We start from the raw sequence: 20,581 nt of genomic DNA, 5'->3' as shown, positions 1-20,581 counted from the left end.
AGAGTTTTAAAAATCTTTCCAACAATAAGCATTGAATTAAGGCCAAGCTTAGTGTTGATTTGTGTCCAATTAAATTTACTGCGGTGTTTGTATTACGTCAGATATATGAGAGTTTGAAATTTGCGGGAGGAGCTCTTCGTGCAAATGTATTGCGTACTGTATTGTCACTTTTGGGTGTCACCATTGGTATATTCGCAATTATTGGCGTGTTTACGATGGTCGATTCTCTGGAAAAGAGTATCAAAGAAAGCTTTTCTTTTCTTGGTGCAAATGTGCTTACCATCGATCGCTTTCCTTATGTATTCGATGGCCCTGATTTTCCTTGGTGGGAATATTTTAGAAGACCGGCGCCAGACACTAAAGAATTTAATTACCTAAGTGAAAACCTCAAAAGCGCAACGGCATTGACAATCTACGCCAGTCGGAATACGCTAATGAAACAAGCAAACAATAGTATTTCTGGGGAAATAACTGGAGCATCATTTGCCTATAAGGATGTCTATGAAATGCCTATAGAAAGAGGACGTTATTTTACGCAAATGGAGGCAAATGGTGGAAGAAACGTTATTATTATAGGTGTGAATATTGCTGAAACTTTGTTTCCTTTTCAAGAGCCAATAGGGAAAGAAATAAAAATAAGGGGTCAGAAATATACTGTTATTGGTATTTTTAAGCGGGAGGGAGAGAGTTTCTTGGGAGTTACGACCAAAGATGACGCTGCCTTTATTCCATTCAAGAGTTTTCAAAAGATTTATACGACACGCAGTCGGTTTGGAGTACAACCTAGTTTAGCTATAAAAGGCAGAGAAACTGATATTGGTTTGGTTGAGCTCGAAAGTGAATTGGCTGGCGCATTAAGAAGCAGCCGTGGTTTGAAGCCTAAGGATAAAAATAATTTTGAGCTAAATAGACCTGAAGCAATTGCCGATGCCATCGGTTCTGTATTCGATGTAATTGGAGTAGCTGGCTGGGTAATTGGCGGCTTTTCAATTTTAGTTGGCGGCTTTGGTATTGCCAATATTATGTTTGTATCTGTGAAAGAACGTACGTCAATGATTGGAATTCAAAAATCACTTGGCGCTCAAAACTATTTCATTTTATTCCAGTTTTTATTCGAAGCCATCTTCTTGAGTCTTATCGGAGGCCTTGGTGGAATCTTTCTCGTCTGGCTTATCACCTTAATTCCATTCGGAACTTTAGCAGTTAGTCTTTCTATGCAAAATGTATTGCTAGGATTAGGCGTGTCTGTTATTGTAGGCACTTTCTCTGGAATTGTGCCAGCAGCAATGGCAGCCAGATTAGATCCAGTAATTGCGATTAGAGCTTAATTGAAAAGCATAAAAAATATACGAAAAAGCCCTAGCAAGGATTGCTAAGGCTTTTTTAGTCTATAAATTGTGAGGTTTTTATGCCTGTTCTTTTACTACTTTTCCAGCTACTTTATCGCGAATTTTGTTTTCAATTTCGTCCGAAAGTTCAGGATTGTCTTCCAGTAAAGTTTTTACTGACTCTCTACCTTGACCCAATTTATTATCACCATAGGAGAACCAAGAACCAGCTTTCTTAATTACTTCAAGCTCAGCTCCAAGGTCAATTATTTCACCTACTTTGGAGATTCCTTGTCCATACATAATGTCAAACTCAACAACTTTGAATGGAGGAGCTACTTTGTTTTTCACTACTTTCACTCGAGTTCTATTACCAGTGATATTATCAGAGCTTTCTTTGATTTGGCCGATCCTGCGTATATCCAATCTTACTGAAGCATAGAATTTCAAGGCATTACCACCAGTAGTTGTTTCGGGATTACCGAACATTACGCCGATTTTCTCACGTAACTGATTTATGAACACACAAGCACAACCTGTTTTATTGATCGTACCAGTAAGCTTTCTTAATGCTTGTGACATCAATCTAGCTTGGAGACCCATTTTGCTATCACCCATTTCGCCTTCAAGTTCGCTTTTAGGTACAAGTGCAGCTACGGAGTCAATTACTATAATGTCAATAGCTCCTGAGCGAATAAGGTGTTCGGTGATTTCCAAAGCTTGTTCACCGTTGTCTGGCTGAGATATCAATAGGTTTTCAGTATCAATTCCAAGCTTCTCTGCATAGGCTTTGTCGAATGCATGTTCCGCATCAACTATAGCCGCAATACCTCCCGCTTTTTGCGCTTCGGCAATGCAGTGCATGGCTAAAGTCGTTTTACCGGACGATTCAGGTCCATAAATTTCAGTTATTCTTCCACGAGGAATTCCTCCAATGCCCAATGCTATATCCAATCCTAATGAACCAGTAGAGATGGCTGGAATGTCCAACACTCTTTCATCACTTAGCTTCATTATGGTTCCCTTGCCATAGGTTTTATCCAGCTTATCCATTGTAAGCTGTAGGGCTTTCATTTTTTCACTTTTTTCGCTCATTTTTCCAATTATCTCGTATATCTAGGGTGAAATTACAAAATCAAAGATAATTTTCATTATCATTAGTGAACACATTGAACCTTTTTAAACCCAGCTGCTTATTCTAGCTTCGATAATACCTACATTCAAACTTAAAATGCCAAAGAGTCCAAATACTGTTATGCTCAAAATGTTGATCGGCCTTTGTGCCTCATTGCTCTATTTCGGATTATCAAGTTATAAACTTTCAGCACAAGTAGATAATTCATCTTTTTTTGAGAGAAAGCAGCTTTTTGAAGAATCGGGTTTATATGCAGGGATCAATACTTTTGGGTTTTTAAGACATAAAGCTTTTGATAACAATATTGCTGATGGTTACAGCTTGCTCGGCTATCAAATAAATCCATATCTAGCTTGGCAGCCGGGTGCTCGGTTTCGAATTGATGCAGGCATTTATATGTTGAGGGATTTTGGGGCTAATGGTTTTAGGCAAATAAGCCCCACGTTTTCGTTTACATACCAAGAGCCTGGTTTCCGAATGATAATGGGAAATTTGGATGGAGCTTTAAATCATAGATTGATCGAGCCATTTCAAAACTTTGAGAGGGTGATTGATCGAAGACAGGAAACTGGAATTCAGTTTTTGGTAGAGAATGAGCGGATTTTTTGGGATACTTGGTTGGATTGGCGAAATGATGCACCACCTGGTAGTAACCAAAAAGAATCTGTATTTGCTGGAACTTCAGCTTTTCTCACTTTTTCGAAAGATGATGAATATACATTTGGTGTACCAATACAAGTAACTGCACAACATTTTGGTGCCAGGTTGGATACTACAGGAATACCTGCAAACACTTTGCTAAACTATGCAATTGGAGCGTCTCTTGCATGGAATGGTGGAGACAATACTTTTATGCAGCAAGTAAAATTTGAACCATATTTGGCCTTTTACAGGACTTTGGGAACAGCTGCAATGCCATTAGAAACTGGTGAGGGATATTATCTCAATTTTACTTTAGATAATCAAGCATTTGATTTTATGATCTCTTATTGGTTTGGACAAGATTTTTATTCGCCCGAAGGAGGATATTTGTTTTCATCAATTGGTAACAAGTGGGATAATCCGCTACAAATAGAAAATAAAAGGGAATTGCTCTTTTTGAGATTTTATAAGGACATAAAAATGGAGGAGGGTTTAGTCATTTCTTTTAGATTTGAACCTTATTACGATTTGCAGAATCAATTTTTGGAATATGCGGGAGGATTGTATTTCAGTTACCGTCCAAGTTTTCTGCTTTCTCAAAAAGTCCAAAGCACTAATAAATGAAGAAAAAAATCGGGTTTGCTATTCTTGCTATCCTAGGTGTTGTAGCTGTAATATTTGGAGATATGGTGGCTTATGGTTTAAGTCAAGCCAAAGGCCAGCTTACCGTAGTCTGGAATGCACGACCCATCGAAGATTGGCTAGCTGAGGGTAATTTAAGTGATGACGAAATTTATAAGCTCCAATTAATTCAAGAAATTCGTCGATTTGCATTTGATTCTCTCGGCATCAATGAGAGTGAAAATTACACCAAGCTTTATTACGAAGGAGATGAAACTACATTGTGGGTGATCACTGCATGTGAGCCATTTGCTTTTAAATCTAAAGAATGGAAATTTCCATTGCTGGGCACATTTAGCTATAAGGGATATTTTGATAAGGAAAAGGCAAAAGCTGAGCTTGAGGAATTAAAAGCGGGAGGTTGGGATGTAAGCGGTCGTGCAGTCAGTGGCTGGTCCACACTTGGTTGGTTCAAGGATCCTGTACTGTCTTCTATGCTCAAGAGAAAAGAAGGAGATTTAGCTAATCTGATCATCCACGAATTGAGCCATGGAAGTATTTTCATAAAGGATGATACAGATCAAAATGAGAATGTAGCCACCTTTATTGGAGATAAAGGAGCGGAGCTTTTCCTAATACAAAAATTTGGTGCAGATTCGGAGGAGCTAAAACAATATTTAAATAGCAAGGATGATTATAGACGTTTTGCTGAATATTGGTTAGAGGCCTCCATTGAGTTAGAGCAATTTTATGCTGAACTAGATACAAGTAATGTAGAAAGGGCCAAAAAATTAAAAGAAGAAAAAATTTCTGAACTAGTAGAAGGGCTAAAAGAAGTCCCTTTTCATAATGAAGAAGTCTACCACGACTATTTTGCAGATTTACCTAATAACACCTTTATAATGAATTTCAGGAGGTATCGTTCCAAGCAAAATATTTTTCAGGAAGAGTTTGAAATGGACTTTGAGCAAAACTTGAAAAACTATATAGCTCATTTAATTAAGAAGCATGGCTAGTTTTGGTATATATTTTGTCTTGAAAAACCCGTGTCGAAAATGATTTTCTCTTATGCGTAACCTACTTGTACTTTCTTTTCTTTTTCTTTTGGCCTTTATAGGGTCAGACAAGCCAGCAGGCAATAAAAAGCTCAAGAACAGTACATTCGGAACAAGCGAAACGTTAACCTACAGAGCATCCATTGGTATAATTCACGCTGCAGAAGCAACCTTCCAAGTAGATGATCGAATCCACATTGTAAATGAGAGACCCAATTATAAAATTGATGTTTACGCAAAAACCGTTGGTGTTTTTGATGTATTTCAAAGAGTAAGAGACAATTGGGGGACATTGATGGATACTACACATATGATCCCACATAGATCTTACAGGTATATTGAAGAAGGTAAGTATCGCAAAAATGAAATTGTAAATTTTGACCAAGAGCAAAATATAGCAGTTCTCTCAAAACTGGATAAAGTCACTAGGAAAGTAAAAGAAACTGAAAACTATGATGTTCCTGAAAATGTTCAAGACTTAGTTAGTGGCTATTATTACTTCCGATTAATGGATTTCAGCAAGCTTCAAAAAGGAGACACAGTTTCTGTAAAAGGATTTTTTGATAGTGAGTTGTACGACATGAAAATTGTCTTCGAAGGTAAAGAAAGCCTGAATACTAAATTAGGTGAATTCAAAACACTGGTTTTCTATCCAGTCATGAAGAAGAATAAAATTTTCGGTAGTGACAATCCGGTGAAGATGTGGATTTCGGATGATAAAAACCGAATACCACTTAAAATAAAGGTGAATCTATTTGTAGGTTCAGTTGATATGGATTTGAAAAGCTTCACCAATTTACGATACCCACTGAACGAAATTGCTAAGAGATAATATTAGCATTTGCGAAATCAGGCTTTTTATCCTCCCGCTTTTTTGTCGCATTTTTACATTGAGCCATAATTTGTGTAGATTTAGTCAGGCTTAGTTTCTTTCAATTACAAAGCCTATTACTTTTACATAAACAATTTATTACTCCGCTAATATAGATTAGCCTATTTTGTAATCGTTATGGGAAATAAAGCCAATCACAGAATTTTAGTAGTTGACGACGATACAGACATTTGTGAATTACTGAAATACAATCTTGAAAAGGAAGGCTATGAAGTAAAAGTAGCTCATGATGGGAAAAAGGCTGTTGAGATAGCCAAAAAGTTTTTGCCAGAGCTCACCTTGCTCGATATAATGATGCCAATTCAAGATGGGGTAGAAACGTGCAGGCAAATGCGAGAAATCCCTGAACTGACAGGTTCTTACATTATGTTTCTAACGGCTCGCTCTGAAGAGTATTCCGAAGTAGCAGCTTTCGATGTGGGAGCAGACGATTATATTAATAAGCCTATAAAGCCAAGAGCATTGATGAGTCGTATCAATGCAATCTTCCGTCGCGACCAGAAAAAGAAAAAAGTAAACAACACTGTAAAGGTTGGCGATTTGATGATAGATAGAGGTAGTTATACAGTGAGTATCAATGAGCAGCAGATATCGTTGCCGAAGAAAGAATTTGAATTACTGTTTTTCCTAGCTCAAAACCCAAATAAGGTATTTAGTAGGGATGAGCTTTTGCAGAATATTTGGGGACTGGATGTGTATGTACTTGCGAGAACTGTGGATGTGCACATTCGAAAAGTAAGGGAGAAAATTGGCGAAGGTTATATATCCACAGTAAAAGGCGTAGGGTACAAATTTGAAGTAAACTAACGATTAATGAGAATAAACTCTAGAGCGGTAGCCCTGTTTTTAGCTTGTTCAATAGCCGTAGTTACTACGGCTTTTTTGTCTTTGGTGCCAGAGGTAAGTAAGATAGCTTTGGGCGTTACATTTGTTATTTCCTTTTCTGCATCGGTTATTTTCACTTCCATCACTATGGAGCTACTTATTTTTAAAGAAGTAACCAAAATCTATCGCGTTTTAGAGCGACTGAAAGAAGGGGGCAAAGTGATTAATCCCAAAAGTCAATTAGATTTCAATAATCCTTTCAGAAGCATCAATAAGGAGCTATTTTCCTATGCATCGATGAAGCAGCGGGAGATTGAAGATTTGAAGAAAATGGAAGCTTTTCGTCGAGAGTTTGTGGCGGATGTTTCGCATGAATTAAAAACGCCTATTTTCTCAGCCCAAGGTTACATCCATACATTACTTGATGGAGCAGTGGAAGATAAGGCCGTAAGATTGAAATTCCTGAGAAGAGCAGGTCGTAGTTTAGATCGTCTTGATCGCTTAGTACAAGACTTACTGACCTTATCAAGAATAGAAACTGGAGCGGTGAAAATGAATTTTGGGAATGTAAATATTCTTGAAATTGCTGAGGAGGTAGTAGATCAACTCGAAGATAAAGCAATTAAAAAGAAAATAGAGATTACCTTTGCGAAGGAATTCAAGGATCCAATATTTGTGCATGCCGATCCAGAAAAGATTTATCAGGTAATGCTAAATCTCGTTTCCAATGCAGTGAAATATAGTTCGGACGAAGGCAGCATTATCATAGATTTTGAGCAAGGCAAGCAAGATGTTACTATATTCATAAAAGATACCGGCAAGGGAATTCCTCCAGAAGATATTAAGAGAATTTTCGAGCGTTTTTATAGAGTAGAAAAGAGCAGATCAAAAGAAAAAGGTGGAACGGGTCTTGGATTGGCTATTGTGAAGCATATAATCGAAGCTCATAACTCTAAAGTGATGGTAACGAGCACGGTTGGTAAAGGCTCTGTTTTTAGTTTTAAATTGAAGAGACCACAACCTATTATTGCAGATGAGCCAATTAAGGAGCAGGCGAAAGGATAGAAAAGAAAGATGAAGAAAATTAGTTTTGAGAGTTTGATTATAGGTGAAGATGCTAATTATATAGCAGTAAATAAACCTGCTTATCTTTCTTCATTGGATGATAGACATGATCCTGTGAGTTTATTATCATTGGCGAAGGAATATGATGAAAACCTACAGCTTTGCCATAGATTGGATAAAGAAACCTCTGGTATCTTAATCCTTTCCAAAAATGCAGAGGCATACCGCAATCTTTCCATCCAATTGGAAAAGCGGGAGGTATTGAAGATTTACCATGCCATAGTAGATGGTGTGCATGACTTCAAGGAAGATGTAGTCAATGTGCCTTTAAAAACATTGGCAAAGGGAATTGTAAGAGTAGATACAAGAGAAGGTAAGGAAGCAACCACGGTTTTTAAAACCTTGGAGGCGTATAGATTCCATACTTTAGTGGGCTGTTTTCCGCTTTCGGGACGTATGCATCAGATCAGAGTGCATGCTGCTTGGATGAAAGCGCCACTCGTTGGAGACGAAACTTATGGTGGAAAACCACTATTTTTGTCAACTTATAAAAAACAATACAATATAAAAGACGGAGAAGATGAACTTCCAATAATAAAAAGAGTAGCTTTGCACGCCAAAAGTTTTCGATTCAGGACACTGAATGGCGATGAGCTAGGTTGGGAGGCTCCATACCCTAAGGATTTTAAGGTCGCTGTAAATCAATTAAGAAAATTTACACATTAAGACTGATATTTCCTTGATATTGTTGTTTTTCCAAATCTATACTCATATCTTTGTGTCCCTTTTTCAGGGGGAACTATAAATGATTGTTTGTTAAGGCATTAAATTCTACAAGAAGTGGATACTCTAAGTTATAAAACCGTTTCGGTTAATAAGGCTACTGCTGAGAAGAAGTGGGTGATAATAGACGCAAGTGCACAGGTGCTTGGTCGTGTTTCAAGTCAGGTTGCGAAAGTAATCAGAGGCAAGCATAAGCCTGATTATACTCCGCACGTTGATACTGGCGATAATGTAATCGTAATCAACGCTGACAAAGTAAGAATGACTGGAAAGAAAATGGACGATAGAGTTTATCTTTCTTACACTGGATATCCAGGAGGTCAAAAATCAATTACTCCTAGAGAATTGAAAAACAAGTCTTCTCGTTTATTGGTTGAGAGAGCCGTAAGAGGTATGCTTCCAAAAACAAGACTTGGCAGACAGCTTTTTAAAAATTTGTATGTTTACGAAGGAACTGAGCATCCACATGAAGCTCAGAAGCCAGAAGTGATAAAACTATAATCTGATAATCGATTACATGGAAATTATCAATACCTTAGGTAGAAGAAAAACCTCCGTAGCGCGAGTTTACATGAGCGCAGGTAAAGGAGAGGTAACTATCAATGATCGCAAATTGAGCGATTATTTTCCTTCTGAAATTTTGCAAACAATCGTAAAGCAGCCATTCCACCTTGTGAATGTGCCTGAATCTTTCGATGTTGTTGTGAATGTAGATGGTGGTGGTTTAACAGGTCAGGCAGAAGCAATTCGTCTAGGTATTAGTCGTGCATTGTGCGAGAATAACCAAGAGCATCGCCCAGCCTTGAAAAAAGAAGGTTTCTTAACTCGTGACCCAAGAATGGTGGAACGTAAGAAGCCAGGTAGAAGAAAAGCAAGAAGGAAATTCCAGTTCAGCAAACGTTAATAGATTTCAAAACGAATTTTTGATGGCCAAATTAGAATACAAAGATCTTTTGGATGCAGGTGTACACTTCGGTCACCTTACTCGTAAGTGGGATCCAAAAATGGCTCCATATGTTTTTATGGAGAAGAATGGAATTCACATTATAGATCTTAATAAAACATTAGCATGTCTCGACGAAGCATCGCATGCAATTAAAAATCTTGTTCGTTCAGGTCGTAAGGTCATGTTCGTAGCTACTAAAAAGCAAGCGAAAGACATTGTGACTGAAGAAGCAAAAAGGCTTAAAATGCCTTACGTAACAGAAAGATGGTTGGGCGGTATGCTTACTAACTTCTCTACAATACGTAAGTCAATGAAAAAGCTTTCTTCAATGGATAAATTGATGAAAGACGAAGCTTACAAGAATCTTGCTAAGAAGGAACGCCTAATGGTGCAACGCGAAGCAGAGAAAATGGAGAGAGTGCTAGGTGGTATTGTTGATCTTACCCGCTTACCTGCAGCAATGTTTGTGGTTGACGTAAAACGTGAGCACATCGCTGTAAAAGAAGCAAAGAGATTAAATATTCCAGTATTCGCAATGGTTGATACTAACTCTGACCCAAGTACAGTTGATTTTCCAATCCCAGCAAATGATGATGCTTGGAAATCAATCACAATCATCACAAAAGCTTTTGCAGCTGCTATCGAAGAAGGTTTGATGGAGCGTAAGCAAGAGAAAGAAGATGTGCGTCAGAATGAAGAGCTTGAAGCTAAAAAACAAGCCGACCTTAAAGAGGCTAAAGCGGAATAAGTTTACAATAATTTTCGTATAAAATTGAAATTGAACATTGTGACCCTGCTCCAATGTTCAATTTTTGTTTTAATTCTAACCTGATTATTCACTTAACAAAATAAGACTTATCATGGCTATTACAGCACAAGACGTCAACAAACTTAGACAAATGACTGGTGCCGGTATGATGGATTGCAAAAAAGCACTCACTGAAGCTGGTGGAGATTTCGATACTGCAATTGAAATCCTAAGAAAAAAAGGTCAGAAGGTTTCTGCTGCTCGTTCTGACAGAGAAACAAATGAAGGAAGTGTTTTTGTAAGAACTAGCGACGATCACAAAACAGGTGTCATCGTAGCGGTAGGTTGTGAAACCGATTTCGTTGCTAAAAACGATGAGTTCCAAGCATTAGGTAATGCAATTGCCGACTTGGCTTACCAAAACAAGCCAGCTACGATAGAGCAGTTGAAAGCCCTACAATTGGGTGACCTTACTGTAGCCGATAAGCTAGTAGAAATGATCGGTAAGATTGGTGAGAAAATTGAAATCACTGCTTTTGAAATTGTAGAAGGTGAAAAAGTGATTAGCTATATCCACATGGGTGCTAAGCTTGGCGTATTGGTAGCAATGGTAAACACTGGCGATGCTGATGTAAGTGAAGCAGGACGTGATGTTGCTATGCAAATCGCAGCGATGAATCCTGTAGCTTTAGATAAAGACGGTGTTGATCAGAAAGTGATACAGCAAGAAATAGAAATCGGTATGGATCAAGCTCGCCAAGAAGGTAAGCCTGAGGAAATGCTTGAGCGTATTGCTACTGGTAAATTGAACAAGTTTTTCAAAGACAATACATTGTTAAGTCAAACTTTTGTGAAAGACAATAGCATGACTATTCAACAATACTTGGATAGCGTGAATAAAGGACTAACTGTAAGTGCATTCAAAAGAGTAGCATTAGGTTAATTATCCTCCCACATATTATTTTAAAAAAAACCAAGATTTGATCTTGGTTTTTTTTGTTTTAGGGTCAATATGAAATGAATAGTGTGAGAACCTTGAAAATAAAAAAGCAAGCCAAATCTGGCCTGCTTTCATTTTTTCAATCGATGTGAGTTTTATTACTCCTCAGATTTTTCAGCAATTTTAGCTTTAGCTTTTTCGATGCTAGTAAGGATTTTAGTTTTTACTTCACCAGCTTTTACTTTTTGATCTTCAAGGTATTGCATGATTTCTTCATGTGTTTGCTCATCGAATGTTGGCTTGTAGTTTCTCATCCAATCCATCATAGATTTATTAGCTTCTTCCAGTTCACTGGCAATTTGCTTTAAATCTATGCTCAATTCTAAGTTTTCAACATTGCTAGAGTCGGCCGATAGGCTATCTGCATCTGCAAGTAATTCATTCTTCAAGGTATTCATTTCGCCCATTTTCGGCATTACCTCGTCATGAATTTCCATTACTTCATCTTTCAAAGAATTTTGTTGTTCCTCTTCAGTTGGTCCACTTTCACAAGCAATTGCTACAAAAGCAACAACTACAGCTAAGAATAATGTTTTTAATTTGTTCATGGTTTTTTTATTTAGAGGGCAAAAGTAAAGGGCAATTATCAAATATTTGATAATTGCCCTAAATATTTTCGTCCTTATAGTTTAGAATGCTAATCCGTCAAATTTTGCATCTTTCAGAATGTACATCATTTGATCAGGATCCTTATCATTTAAAGTAAGAATACCTCTGATCTTGATGGGATTGCTTGTGTATTTCACAGGCTCTTTAAGGAATACATCCATTACAGTTTCAGGTCCACCTGATCCACAAAAGAAACATTCGCTAAGTGGGAGAGAGCTGATAATTATATGATCTGGCTTGAACATTCCATCGAATGGAATAATATAACCAGGTATTACAACTTCTTTTCCTTCGAGTTTTTTTACATCTTCATCAAATACAGGAATGTATAATTCGCCGTATTCATCTTTTCCAATTTTATAAGTGACTTTAGATAAAGTACCCCATATACTACTATTGAAGTTAATTGATTGACTTTGAGCCAAAAGTGTAACTCCAAATACAAGGATAAAAGTTAATAAGAAATTGCGTTTCATGATATTTTAATTTTTTTAATGCTTTTACAAAGTTAACCCTGAGCCAGAACTTTCGAAATATCTGTTCGATAAGATTGGATTGCTGGTATTAAAGCGGCAATGATTCCAATAATCAAACTTCCAGCAATTATAATAAGTTCAGCTTTAAGGAATTGCCTGCCAGTAACACCTAATTGTCCAGACTGCTCAAATATTGCTCCAAGTAATTCCACCATGCCGTGTCCAAGCAATAAACCAAATATAGCTCCTAAGCTGGTAATAATAATTCCCTCTAATATTACATGGATAAAGAGTTTTTGTTTGCTCGCTCCTAAAGAACGCATTATTGCCAAATCATATTTTCTTTCCTTCAACGCATTGTAAAGAGCAATGAAAATACTTAATGCTGAAATAAAGATTATCAAATAAGCAAAGCCTTGCATTACATCTACTCCAACACCGATAAGAGTAAATAATCTAGCTGTTTCGAAAGCTGGCGATGCAGCTTGCATTGAGCTTTGGCTATTTACATATCGCGGCAATTGTACAGCGCCAAGGGGTGATCTGTATTGGATAAACATAGAAGTAATTTCCTTGCCTGCCAATGGAATACTTGGGTCTCTTTCTGTATTTCCAAGTTTCAGTTTTCTTTGACTTGCAGTAGTACCTGAAGGGCGAACACCAAATGCGGGTCTGATAGTAGTGGTTGTAGGAACAGAAACTACAGTAGAATCTTCTTCTGCAACCATACCATCCTCATGGCTTAACCAAACGGTTTCAACATTGGTGAATATAAGGTTGTCCACTGCCGATCCTGTAGTCTTAAGGATGCCTACCACCACAAAGGGTTCTGTATCGTGACTGTGGCCGCCATCAGAAATTCCATGTGCGCTATAAAACTCATCGCCAATTTTAAGACCTGATTTTACAGCTACTTCTGAGCCTAAAGTTGTTTCGAAATGTTCTTCCCAAATTTCACCGTCGGCGATTTCTGCTTCATATAGATCAGTGTATTCATTCGATGTACCTACAATTCTAAAGCCTCCATAATTATCGCCTAGAGCTAGAGGGATTGCATTTTTTACTAATCGGTGGTTGAGCAATTTTTCAGCTTCCTCTAAGGATACATTGCCTGTAGGGAAGTCAATATGAAATATGCTAGACAAGATCAATTGTAATGGGCTACCTTTTGCGCCAACTACCAAATCGATTCCGCGGGCATTTTTGGTCAAATTTTCTTCTACTTGTCTGCTCACCAAAAGCAACACGATGATGATGGCAATTCCCAAAGCCAGCAGAAATACATTCAAAAATGTATTGAGTGGCTTTCCTTTAAGGTAATTCCAGCTTATAGTCGGCAAATTCATATCGTTTCCAATTTTATTTGGTTAGAAATTCTGCCTTTCAGCCTTTGGTCGTGAGTTACAATTACCAAAGTGGCGTTGTATTTTTTTGCTTGATTTTCTAAAAGGTTCATCACCTTTTCAGTATTCATATCGTCCAACGCAGAGGTAGGTTCATCAGCAAATATGACTGAAGGTTTGTTTAGAACTGCCCTAGCGATGGTAACTCTTTGTTGCTCTCCTTGACTAAGCTGATGCGGCTTTGAGTTCATTTTACTCTCCAATTGCAACTCGGCTAGTACTTCCTTTATCCTCCCGCTATCTTGCGGTAGTCCAGCTAGATATTGCGCCAAAGCCAAATTATCCTTAACACTTAATACACTTACCAGGTGAGCTTTTTGAAAGACTAAGCCTATTTCTTTTCCACGGAATTTATCTAATTCGGCTTCGCTGATTCTGGCAATATCTTTACCCGATATTTTAATGCTGCCAGACTGCGGTCTCAGCAAGCCTGAAAGCAAATGCAGTAAAGTGGTTTTACCGCTACCAGATGCTCCTAAAATTAGCCAATGACTACCCTGCTCAAGTTTCAAATCCTTAAATCTGAATTGAGCATTTTGATCATAAGAAAAGCTGACGCCTTCGAATTCAATCATTTTGTATAGGTTTTTCCTTAAATTATGAATTTATGCCGTCTTGACAAGCCATTTTTACATAGCCGAGTGAATTCTGGTAGAATGACTGAAATTCAGCCTTGGAAATGGCGGGAGGTTGATCTTACTATTTGGAATTATTTACTAATACAGCATCTGTGATAATGAAGTTAGTTTTGTCAATATCCTCAGCATTCAATACTAAAATTCCTTTCACTTTGATGAATTCATCTACCTTGAATTTCTTGGGCTTATCTTTAAAGTAAACGGTAGCGATCGTTTCAGGTCCAGCACCACCGCAAAAGAAACACTGCGCATATGGATAATAAGACAACACTGTGAAATCAACTTCATTGTCCACTGGGAGAGGAATCACATAGCCTTCGAGTGTAATCTCTTTGCTTTCCATGGCTAATATCTCCTCCGTAAATTCTGGATAGAACATATGGGCATTGAAATCCTCCACAAACTTTGGTTTGAATTCGACTCTCGAAAATACAGCCCAGCCATTGGAATCTTGTGCAATTCCGTATTGACTACATAATAGTAGAATTCCAATCAATGAAAGGAGAGGTAATTTTTTATGTATTTGACTATGCATCTTTTTACGGATTTTATTTTCTAATAATTAAATCAAATTTACCACCAAAATTGTTAAGCTCAATGTAAAAATAGAATCCCAACTTTTGCAAGTCGGGATTCTGTACAACTCCACCACTGAAATGAATAACAATCAAAATAATTCCTGATTGCTTTTGCAATTATAAAGGAGTTTTCCCATCTTTGCAACGTTGTTGCATAAAATATATGAAAAATTCTTCTTGGTTAAAGCGAAATGCAGATTTGATTGGCTTTTATAGCTCAATGGCTTGTATGGTGCATTGTATTGTATTGCCAGTGATCATAACAATGTCGCTTTTCTCTGTCAATGGTTTTGGATCACATTGGCATACTCTTGATTATCTTTTTATAGTATTGTCATTCTTAGCGGTGCTTTACGCTACTAAAAGGTCGCCTACTCAGTCCATGAGAATAGGTTTGTGGTTTTCTTTCGCTATTTTTAGTTTCGCATTGATGGCACATGAAGCAGCACCATGGATGTTATTTATCTCTCTTGCCGCTTCCATTGCGTTAATGGTATTACATATTGTAAACTACAGAGTTTGCAGTATCCCAAAACCCAATAGTTAATTTCAAAAAGCTTAATTATGCTTAAAAAAGTATGTATAATGACTCTATTCTTAATGGGGTCATTTTTTTTATCTATGTCTCAAGACAATGGCTGGAAGGCCAAGTTTGAGCAACTAGGAACTACACTTCCTACTCCCAATGAATACCGAGATGCCTCGGGCGCACCAGGTTCCAAATATTGGCAGCAGCAAGCTGATTATGAAATAAAGGTAACGCTAGACGATAACAATCAGACAATTACAGGCTGGGAGAATGTTACCTATCATAATAATTCACCGCAAACGCTTACTTATTTGTGGTTGCAACTTGAGCAAAATATGCGTGCCTCAGATTCAGACGCCAAAAGTGTGACGGCAGCTGGATTAGGAGGAGCAATTCCAGCTAAAAGCTTTGATCAAATAATTGGTGGTTCTCCAGATTTTGATGGAGGCTACAAGATAAATTCTGTGAAAGATGGGCAAGGAAATAGTCTGAAATATACCATCAACAAAACAATGATGAGAGTTGATTTACCAGAACCAATGAAAACTGGTGATCAATTCAGTTTTGAAGTAGAGTGGAGTTACAACATCAACGACCGCATGAAAGATGGCGGGAGGTCTGGTTTTGAATATTTTCCGGAAGATGGAAATTATGTATATACTATTGCTCAGTTTTTCCCGCGAATGGCTGTGTATGATGATGTAAATGGCTGGCAAAATAAGCAATTCCTTGGCAGCGGTGAGTTTGCATTGCCATTTGGAGATTATAAAGTGAGCATTACGGTGCCTTCTGATCACATGTTGGCCGCGACTGGTGAGTTGCAAAATCCAAGTGATGTATTGACGGCTTCAGAAAGAGAAAAATTTGAATTGGCCAAAAAGACTTTTGATAAGCCAGTAATAATTAGAAGTCAGGAAGAAGCAATCCAATACGAAAAATCAAAAAGTACCAAGACTTCCACTTGGGAGTTCGAAGCTGAGAACGTAAGAGATTTTGCATTTGCTACCTCCCGCAAATTTATATGGGATGCAATGGCTGTGCAACTTGATAATTCTGCGCCATTAGCTATGAGCTATTATCCCAAAGAGGGAAACCCACTTTGGGAAAAGGAGTCAACAATGGCTGTAAAAAACACTTTACTGACTTATTCTGAAAGAACTTTTGATTACCCGTACCCTGTGGCAATTTCGGTGCATGCTGCATCAATAGGTATGGAGTATCCGATGATATGTTTCAACTTTGGTCGCCCTCGCCCAGATGGGAGCTACGACGATAGAGTTACTACTCGAATGATAAGTGTGATCGTACATGAGATTGGTCACAACTATTTCCCGATGATTGTAAATAGCGACGAAAGACAATGGGCTTGGATGGATGAAGGTTTGAACTCATTTCTTGAACAACAAACAATGGCCGAATGGTATCCTGAATTGCCTTACTTCAGCAATACACCTGCGAGCATTGTACCTTACATGAAGGGAGACAAAACCTACCAAAGACCGATAATGACCAATCCAGAGCAATCGCTTCAATTGGGGCCTGAGGCTTATACCAAGCCAGCTGCAGCATTGAATATTTTGAGAGAAACTGTAATGGGTGAAGAGCTTTTCGATATGGCTTTCAAAGAATATTCGCAGCGCTGGATGTTTAAGCATCCGCAACCGGCAGACTTTTTTAGAACTATGGAAGATGCTTCTGCTATCGATTTAGATTGGTTTTGGAAAGGATGGTTCTACACCGTTGATAACGTAAATATTTCTGTTGATAATGTAAGATGGTTTCGTCTGAAAGGCGAAGAGAAAAGCTTTGAAGGACAAGTGCAAGCCCAAGGTCAAATAGCTGCGGGTGGAGAAGGAAGTACCGAAAAAGGCATTGAAGGACCATTCAGTATTGAGCTTATGGACACCAATCCGATGAGTTACGGAGAATTCAAAGCTAGAGTAGATGATGAAGCTATTCGTCAAACCTATGCTGGTAAAAATTTCTATGAAGTTTCATTTTCAAACCAAGGCGGATTGGTGATGCCATTAATTGTGCATTTAACTTTTGAAGATGGTACTGTTCAAGAAGAATACATCCCTGCTGAAATTTGGAGACGAAATGAAACAGAAGTTCGTAAAGTATTTATCACAGATAAGCAGGTGGTGAAAGTGAGCTTCGATCCGGATGCTAAATTGGCGGATACAGATGCTGCAAATAATGTATTTCCAAGACAACCGGCAGCAAGTAGATTCGATCGTTTCGACGAAGAATGATTTAGCTTGGTTGGTAAATAGATTTGAAAAGAGTCGATGCCAATGGTGTCGACTCTTTTATTTTTAGCCTAAATAGCAATATAGAATAAGCTTGAAAAATAGATAGTGAAATGAATTGGTATTCAATTTCTTGCGAAAATATTACTGAAATTAGTTTTAGGAAACCTCAAACGCTTTTGTAAGCATCAAGCACTGCGATTTGCTCATTCATATTGAAGGTGTGTGTGCCAAGTAAATGCTTGTCCCAATCAGGCAATATTTCACCAATCCTCTCCTCATCATATTCCTCCAGACTCCATTTGGTTATTTTATTGAAATGAATGGCATAACCATATCTCACAGAACAATCTTGTGCGGGCCTAATCCATTCTCCATCTTTCAAGAATAATTTTCCCGCCATCCGAGCATTTCTCACATCCGAGACTATTGGATTGCAAGGATGCGATCGCCAATCTGGTTTTGTTAATGATGGTGTCGAAAAAAGAAATAATTCATCGAAAGCAGAGCTGCCTTTATTTTCAGCAATATTTACAAACATCCACCAAAGTCCGTCCCTTTTCACCAAAGTTGCATCTACAGCAGCAATGTCATTCATCAAAATAGTTTGCTTTTCCCATCTGTTTGGGAAATCAAAAGCCTTATATAAATCAATGGATCTATTGGCTCTGCTTTCTGGAAGCATATACCATTCGCCAGCATCTTTGAAAACAAATGGATAAGAAAGATGATAATCTTCTTTTAAAGCGGGTCTAATATTTAACAGATCTCCATTTTCCCATTCTCCTACGGCAATATGTCCTTTTTTAGTGTTGAACATCAATTCCTCAAAGAACACATAGATTTTTCCATTTACTGAAATTGGAAAAGGATCAGCATAAAATCGGTCTTTTGGTGGGATTATACTTTTGTATTCAATGGGAGGAGTATTTTCATCTGCAGCATCCTTCACCAAAAGGAACCACTGTTTATTGGAAAATGCTTCTTTGATTTTTCGGCTCAACGATTTTGCAAGTAATCGAGCAAGTAGCCCAATCATTTGCAAATTATGCGGCGGTTTAAATAATCCTTTTGAAGGAGGAATTTGGCTTTGCTGCTTTGCTATGGCGGTATCAATAGCTTTTTGTCCTTGATGGGCAACTTTTTCCAAAAGCCTAGGAACAAATGAAAGGCTTTTCCAATATACTTTCTGCGCATTTCGATTTACCGATAGCGGATCTGTTTGGCTCCAAGATCGAAATAGAACTTTGCCATCGTCCAGATTTTCGGTGAGAATCTGCAATACCGTACCGGTGCAATGCCAACCCAACATCACTTCCCAAAAAGCTGGTGGCCCACCTTTATTCACCTGATTATCTCCATGATGAAAAGACCAAATTCCATATTTAGGCAAATTCAAAATGTCGCCTCTTAATATTCTGAAGCCCATTCTGAGCAATACATCGGGTTGATGGGATTTGATCTCTTCTAATTTGCTTTCAGGAAAGTAATCTGAAAATTTGCTTTGGCGTGGTGTTACATAAACTTTGGTAATATTAGCTGGTAACAAAGGGGCAATTGCCTTCCGCGCAAATGCATCGGGATTAGCAGGAAAGAATTTCCGATCTAATTTTCTGTAAGCTCTATAGATAAATTTGTTGAAGTCGTTTGGCTCACTCTTAGTATCCTCCCGCAATATTAGTAGTGAGATTTCTGCAAAAGAACTTTCTTGAATTTGCCGAATCATTTCCCAGCTCCAAGCAGGAATTTTCTCTTCATTCAGTAATAATCCGACTTTTAGTTTGACCAATTTTACTTTGATTTATCTTTGTTGAAGCTAGGAAGAAATTGCTTAATGCGAATTTATCTTTTTGTTTTTAATAAATGGTGTACCTTTTCAATATTTAGAAATTCAATTTGAACTCTTGAATAGAAAAACCAAAATTCTTCATTTGATAAAATCCTTGGGTAGAGGAGGAGCTGAAATGCTGTTGCCAATTAGCTACAAATATGCATCCCATGATCAGTTCGAATATTCTTATGCCTATTTTCTAAAAGGAAAAGATGATTTGGTATATCTTCTCAAGGAAAACGGAGCCCAAGTTCATTCATTCGAAGCGGGAGGAAATAGGGAGATTTTATTATCGGCATTTTCTCTGGCCAAATATTGCAAGTCAAATAAGGTTGACATCATTCATGCGCACTTACCAATAGCCGGCGTGGTAGCACGTATTGCAGGCAGAATTGCCAAAATTCCAGTAGTTTATACCGAACATAATTTAATGGAGCGTTACCATCCAATTACCAGGTTTTTGAATAAAAACACTTTTGCCATGCAAGCGCATGTGGTGTCTGTTTCGCGTGATGTGGAGCAATCTATCCGCAAGCATACAAATACAAAGGTTCCAGTTTCTACGGTTTTGAATGGAATTGATACGCTTCAATTTAAGAGAGATTTGATAGGAGGAGAAGAGTTGAGAATGCAATATACAATTCCGATGGATGCTACGGTAATTGGTTTTGTGGCGGTGTTCAGAGAGCAAAAGCAATTGCCAGTTTGGCTTAAAGTAGCTGCGACTATATTAAAATCTCATCCCGATTCTTATTTCCTTTTAGTGGGTGCTGGACCACTTTCTGATGAAATAGAAAATTTGCGAGACACCTTAGGTTTGAGAAATCGCTTGATACTTCCAGGACTAAAAGAAAATGTAAGGCAGCATTTATCTGCAATGGATATCTTTTTTATGTCTTCCAAATTTGAAGGCTTGCCATTGGCACTTTTGGAAGCGATGGCTTGCGAATGCGCAATCGTTGCGACAAAAGTTGGTGGTATTCCTGAAGTTATTGAACCAGGCATTTCAGGCTTGCTTGTGTCAGATCAAAGTCAACAAGAGATGGTGGAGGCTCTAAGATTTTATCTTACGAATAAGGAAGAAATTAAAGCTCATGGCATTGCGGCGAGACAAAGAGTTGAGGAAGCATTCAGTATTCAAAGAATGGTAAAAGAGCTAGAAGGAATTTATAGATCATTGATTGCTTAGATTGATAGTTGGATATATCCAAATCCATTTTCTTGC

The 20,581-nt window shown here is 37.9% G+C and carries 21 protein-coding genes; 14 read left to right on the top strand and 7 right to left on the bottom strand.

The annotated features are described in order from the left end of the window. The first annotated feature begins 59 nt into the window (after nucleotides 1-59). Complete coding sequence (locus tag ACOXY8_RS05095; RefSeq protein ID WP_458330465.1) at nucleotides 60-1,328, top strand: ABC transporter permease; 1,269 nt, start codon at nucleotides 60-62, stop codon at nucleotides 1,326-1,328. 78 nt (nucleotides 1,329-1,406) lie between these two features. Here the strand turns inward: ACOXY8_RS05095 and recA are convergent, their stop codons facing one another. After that, nucleotides 1,407-2,423, bottom strand: coding sequence for a recombinase RecA (gene recA / locus ACOXY8_RS05090; RefSeq protein ID WP_458330464.1), 1,017 nt, complete (start codon nucleotides 2,421-2,423; stop codon nucleotides 1,407-1,409). Between the two features lie 136 nt (nucleotides 2,424-2,559). Between recA and ACOXY8_RS05085 the strand changes: the two genes are divergently transcribed. The 10 genes from ACOXY8_RS05085 to tsf all read left to right on the top strand — a co-directional run bounded on the left by ACOXY8_RS05085 (nucleotide 2,560) and on the right by tsf (nucleotide 10,983). Then, a complete protein-coding gene (locus tag ACOXY8_RS05085) occupies nucleotides 2,560-3,729 on the top strand; it encodes a hypothetical protein (protein WP_458330463.1) in 1,170 nt (389 codons plus the stop codon). Beyond that, nucleotides 3,726-4,742, top strand: a complete 1,017-nt coding sequence (locus ACOXY8_RS05080; protein WP_458330462.1) for an aminopeptidase — start codon at nucleotides 3,726-3,728, stop codon at nucleotides 4,740-4,742. Before ACOXY8_RS05085 ends, ACOXY8_RS05080 begins: the two co-directional genes overlap by 4 nt. Before the next feature lie 52 nt (nucleotides 4,743-4,794). Further along, nucleotides 4,795-5,613, top strand: coding sequence for a DUF3108 domain-containing protein (locus ACOXY8_RS05075; RefSeq protein ID WP_458330461.1), 819 nt, complete (start codon nucleotides 4,795-4,797; stop codon nucleotides 5,611-5,613). A 177-nt stretch (nucleotides 5,614-5,790) separates the two neighbouring features. Next, nucleotides 5,791-6,480, top strand: coding sequence for a response regulator transcription factor (locus ACOXY8_RS05070; protein WP_458330460.1), 690 nt, complete (start codon nucleotides 5,791-5,793; stop codon nucleotides 6,478-6,480). 6 nt (nucleotides 6,481-6,486) lie between these two features. Then, nucleotides 6,487-7,563, top strand: a complete 1,077-nt coding sequence (locus ACOXY8_RS05065) for a sensor histidine kinase (RefSeq protein ID WP_458330459.1) — start codon at nucleotides 6,487-6,489, stop codon at nucleotides 7,561-7,563. 9 nt (nucleotides 7,564-7,572) lie between these two features. After that, entirely contained in the window at nucleotides 7,573-8,289 is a 717-nt protein-coding gene (locus tag ACOXY8_RS05060) for an RluA family pseudouridine synthase (RefSeq protein ID WP_458330458.1), read from the top strand. A 114-nt stretch (nucleotides 8,290-8,403) separates the two neighbouring features. Further along, nucleotides 8,404-8,847 carry a 50S ribosomal protein L13 gene (gene rplM, locus ACOXY8_RS05055; protein ID WP_458330457.1) on the top strand — a complete coding sequence of 148 codons (444 nt, stop codon included), beginning with the start codon at nucleotides 8,404-8,406 and terminating at the stop codon, nucleotides 8,845-8,847. A gap of 16 nt (nucleotides 8,848-8,863) precedes the next feature. After that, nucleotides 8,864-9,250 (top strand): 30S ribosomal protein S9, encoded by a 387-nt coding sequence (rpsI, locus tag ACOXY8_RS05050; RefSeq protein ID WP_458330456.1) that lies wholly within the window; start codon nucleotides 8,864-8,866, stop codon nucleotides 9,248-9,250. 22 nt (nucleotides 9,251-9,272) lie between these two features. Next, nucleotides 9,273-10,040 (top strand): 30S ribosomal protein S2, encoded by a 768-nt coding sequence (gene rpsB / locus ACOXY8_RS05045; protein ID WP_458330455.1) that lies wholly within the window; start codon nucleotides 9,273-9,275, stop codon nucleotides 10,038-10,040. Nucleotides 10,041-10,152: 112 nt separating this feature from the next. Continuing rightward, nucleotides 10,153-10,983 carry a translation elongation factor Ts gene (gene tsf, locus ACOXY8_RS05040; RefSeq protein WP_458330454.1) on the top strand — a complete coding sequence of 277 codons (831 nt, stop codon included), beginning with the start codon at nucleotides 10,153-10,155 and terminating at the stop codon, nucleotides 10,981-10,983. 155 nt (nucleotides 10,984-11,138) lie between these two features. On the opposite strand, the gene ACOXY8_RS05035 is transcribed toward tsf, so the two are convergent. The 5 genes from ACOXY8_RS05035 to ACOXY8_RS05015 form a co-directional block, all read right to left on the bottom strand. Continuing rightward, complete coding sequence (locus tag ACOXY8_RS05035) at nucleotides 11,139-11,588, bottom strand: hypothetical protein (protein WP_458330453.1); 450 nt, start codon at nucleotides 11,586-11,588, stop codon at nucleotides 11,139-11,141. Nucleotides 11,589-11,669: 81 nt separating this feature from the next. Beyond that, a complete protein-coding gene (locus ACOXY8_RS05030) occupies nucleotides 11,670-12,125 on the bottom strand; it encodes a hypothetical protein (RefSeq protein WP_458330452.1) in 456 nt (151 codons plus the stop codon). 32 nt (nucleotides 12,126-12,157) lie between these two features. Next, a complete protein-coding gene (locus ACOXY8_RS05025) occupies nucleotides 12,158-13,471 on the bottom strand; it encodes an ABC transporter permease (protein ID WP_458330451.1) in 1,314 nt (437 codons plus the stop codon). Then, nucleotides 13,468-14,103 carry an ABC transporter ATP-binding protein gene (locus ACOXY8_RS05020; protein WP_458330450.1) on the bottom strand — a complete coding sequence of 212 codons (636 nt, stop codon included), beginning with the start codon at nucleotides 14,101-14,103 and terminating at the stop codon, nucleotides 13,468-13,470. The genes ACOXY8_RS05025 and ACOXY8_RS05020 overlap by 4 nt, the downstream gene beginning before the upstream one ends. A 124-nt stretch (nucleotides 14,104-14,227) precedes the next feature. After that, a complete protein-coding gene (locus ACOXY8_RS05015; RefSeq protein WP_458330449.1) occupies nucleotides 14,228-14,701 on the bottom strand; it encodes a hypothetical protein in 474 nt (157 codons plus the stop codon). A gap of 206 nt (nucleotides 14,702-14,907) precedes the next feature. Here ACOXY8_RS05015 and ACOXY8_RS05010 point away from each other — a divergent pair, with 206 nt between their 5' ends. Continuing rightward, nucleotides 14,908-15,291, top strand: a complete 384-nt coding sequence (locus ACOXY8_RS05010) for a MerC domain-containing protein (protein WP_458330448.1) — start codon at nucleotides 14,908-14,910, stop codon at nucleotides 15,289-15,291. A gap of 38 nt (nucleotides 15,292-15,329) precedes the next feature. Beyond that, nucleotides 15,330-17,528 carry a M1 family metallopeptidase gene (locus ACOXY8_RS05005; RefSeq protein ID WP_458330447.1) on the top strand — a complete coding sequence of 733 codons (2,199 nt, stop codon included), beginning with the start codon at nucleotides 15,330-15,332 and terminating at the stop codon, nucleotides 17,526-17,528. A gap of 166 nt (nucleotides 17,529-17,694) precedes the next feature. Here the strand turns inward: ACOXY8_RS05005 and ACOXY8_RS05000 are convergent, their stop codons facing one another. Continuing rightward, nucleotides 17,695-19,314 carry a glucosamine inositolphosphorylceramide transferase family protein gene (locus tag ACOXY8_RS05000; protein ID WP_458330446.1) on the bottom strand — a complete coding sequence of 540 codons (1,620 nt, stop codon included), beginning with the start codon at nucleotides 19,312-19,314 and terminating at the stop codon, nucleotides 17,695-17,697. A gap of 115 nt (nucleotides 19,315-19,429) precedes the next feature. Between ACOXY8_RS05000 and ACOXY8_RS04995 the strand changes: the two genes are divergently transcribed. Next, nucleotides 19,430-20,545 carry a glycosyltransferase gene (locus tag ACOXY8_RS04995; protein ID WP_458330445.1) on the top strand — a complete coding sequence of 372 codons (1,116 nt, stop codon included), beginning with the start codon at nucleotides 19,430-19,432 and terminating at the stop codon, nucleotides 20,543-20,545. Nucleotides 20,546-20,581 lie beyond the last annotated feature (36 nt).

The organism is Peijinzhouia sedimentorum, assembly GCF_049340005.1.
GTDB lineage: Bacteria > Bacteroidota > Bacteroidia > Cytophagales > Cyclobacteriaceae > CAXBDP01.
This window is presented reverse-complemented; position numbering and strand designations above follow the sequence as displayed.

Excerpts from the sequence above, each read along its gene's own strand:
- ACOXY8_RS05020 (WP_458330450.1), bottom strand. The coding sequence starts at position 14,103 with ATGATTGAATTCGAAGGCGTCAGCTTTTCTTATGATCAAAATGCTCAA.
- tsf (WP_458330454.1), top strand. The coding sequence starts at position 10,153 with ATGGCTATTACAGCACAAGACGTCAACAAACTTAGACAAATGACTGGT.
- ACOXY8_RS05085 (WP_458330463.1), top strand. The coding sequence starts at position 2,560 with ATGCCAAAGAGTCCAAATACTGTTATGCTCAAAATGTTGATCGGCCTT.
- ACOXY8_RS05035 (WP_458330453.1), bottom strand. The coding sequence starts at position 11,588 with ATGAACAAATTAAAAACATTATTCTTAGCTGTAGTTGTTGCTTTTGTA.
- rpsB (WP_458330455.1), top strand. The coding sequence starts at position 9,273 with ATGGCCAAATTAGAATACAAAGATCTTTTGGATGCAGGTGTACACTTC.
- ACOXY8_RS05005 (WP_458330447.1), top strand. The coding sequence starts at position 15,330 with ATGACTCTATTCTTAATGGGGTCATTTTTTTTATCTATGTCTCAAGAC.
- ACOXY8_RS05070 (WP_458330460.1), top strand. The coding sequence starts at position 5,791 with ATGGGAAATAAAGCCAATCACAGAATTTTAGTAGTTGACGACGATACA.
- recA (WP_458330464.1), bottom strand. The coding sequence starts at position 2,423 with ATGAGCGAAAAAAGTGAAAAAATGAAAGCCCTACAGCTTACAATGGAT.
- ACOXY8_RS05060 (WP_458330458.1), top strand. The coding sequence starts at position 7,573 with ATGAAGAAAATTAGTTTTGAGAGTTTGATTATAGGTGAAGATGCTAAT.
- ACOXY8_RS05015 (WP_458330449.1), bottom strand. The coding sequence starts at position 14,701 with ATGCATAGTCAAATACATAAAAAATTACCTCTCCTTTCATTGATTGGA.
- ACOXY8_RS05065 (WP_458330459.1), top strand. The coding sequence starts at position 6,487 with ATGAGAATAAACTCTAGAGCGGTAGCCCTGTTTTTAGCTTGTTCAATA.
- ACOXY8_RS05080 (WP_458330462.1), top strand. The coding sequence starts at position 3,726 with ATGAAGAAAAAAATCGGGTTTGCTATTCTTGCTATCCTAGGTGTTGTA.
- ACOXY8_RS05075 (WP_458330461.1), top strand. The coding sequence starts at position 4,795 with ATGCGTAACCTACTTGTACTTTCTTTTCTTTTTCTTTTGGCCTTTATA.
- rpsI (WP_458330456.1), top strand. The coding sequence starts at position 8,864 with ATGGAAATTATCAATACCTTAGGTAGAAGAAAAACCTCCGTAGCGCGA.
- ACOXY8_RS05025 (WP_458330451.1), bottom strand. The coding sequence starts at position 13,471 with ATGAATTTGCCGACTATAAGCTGGAATTACCTTAAAGGAAAGCCACTC.
- ACOXY8_RS05010 (WP_458330448.1), top strand. The coding sequence starts at position 14,908 with ATGAAAAATTCTTCTTGGTTAAAGCGAAATGCAGATTTGATTGGCTTT.
- ACOXY8_RS05030 (WP_458330452.1), bottom strand. The coding sequence starts at position 12,125 with ATGAAACGCAATTTCTTATTAACTTTTATCCTTGTATTTGGAGTTACA.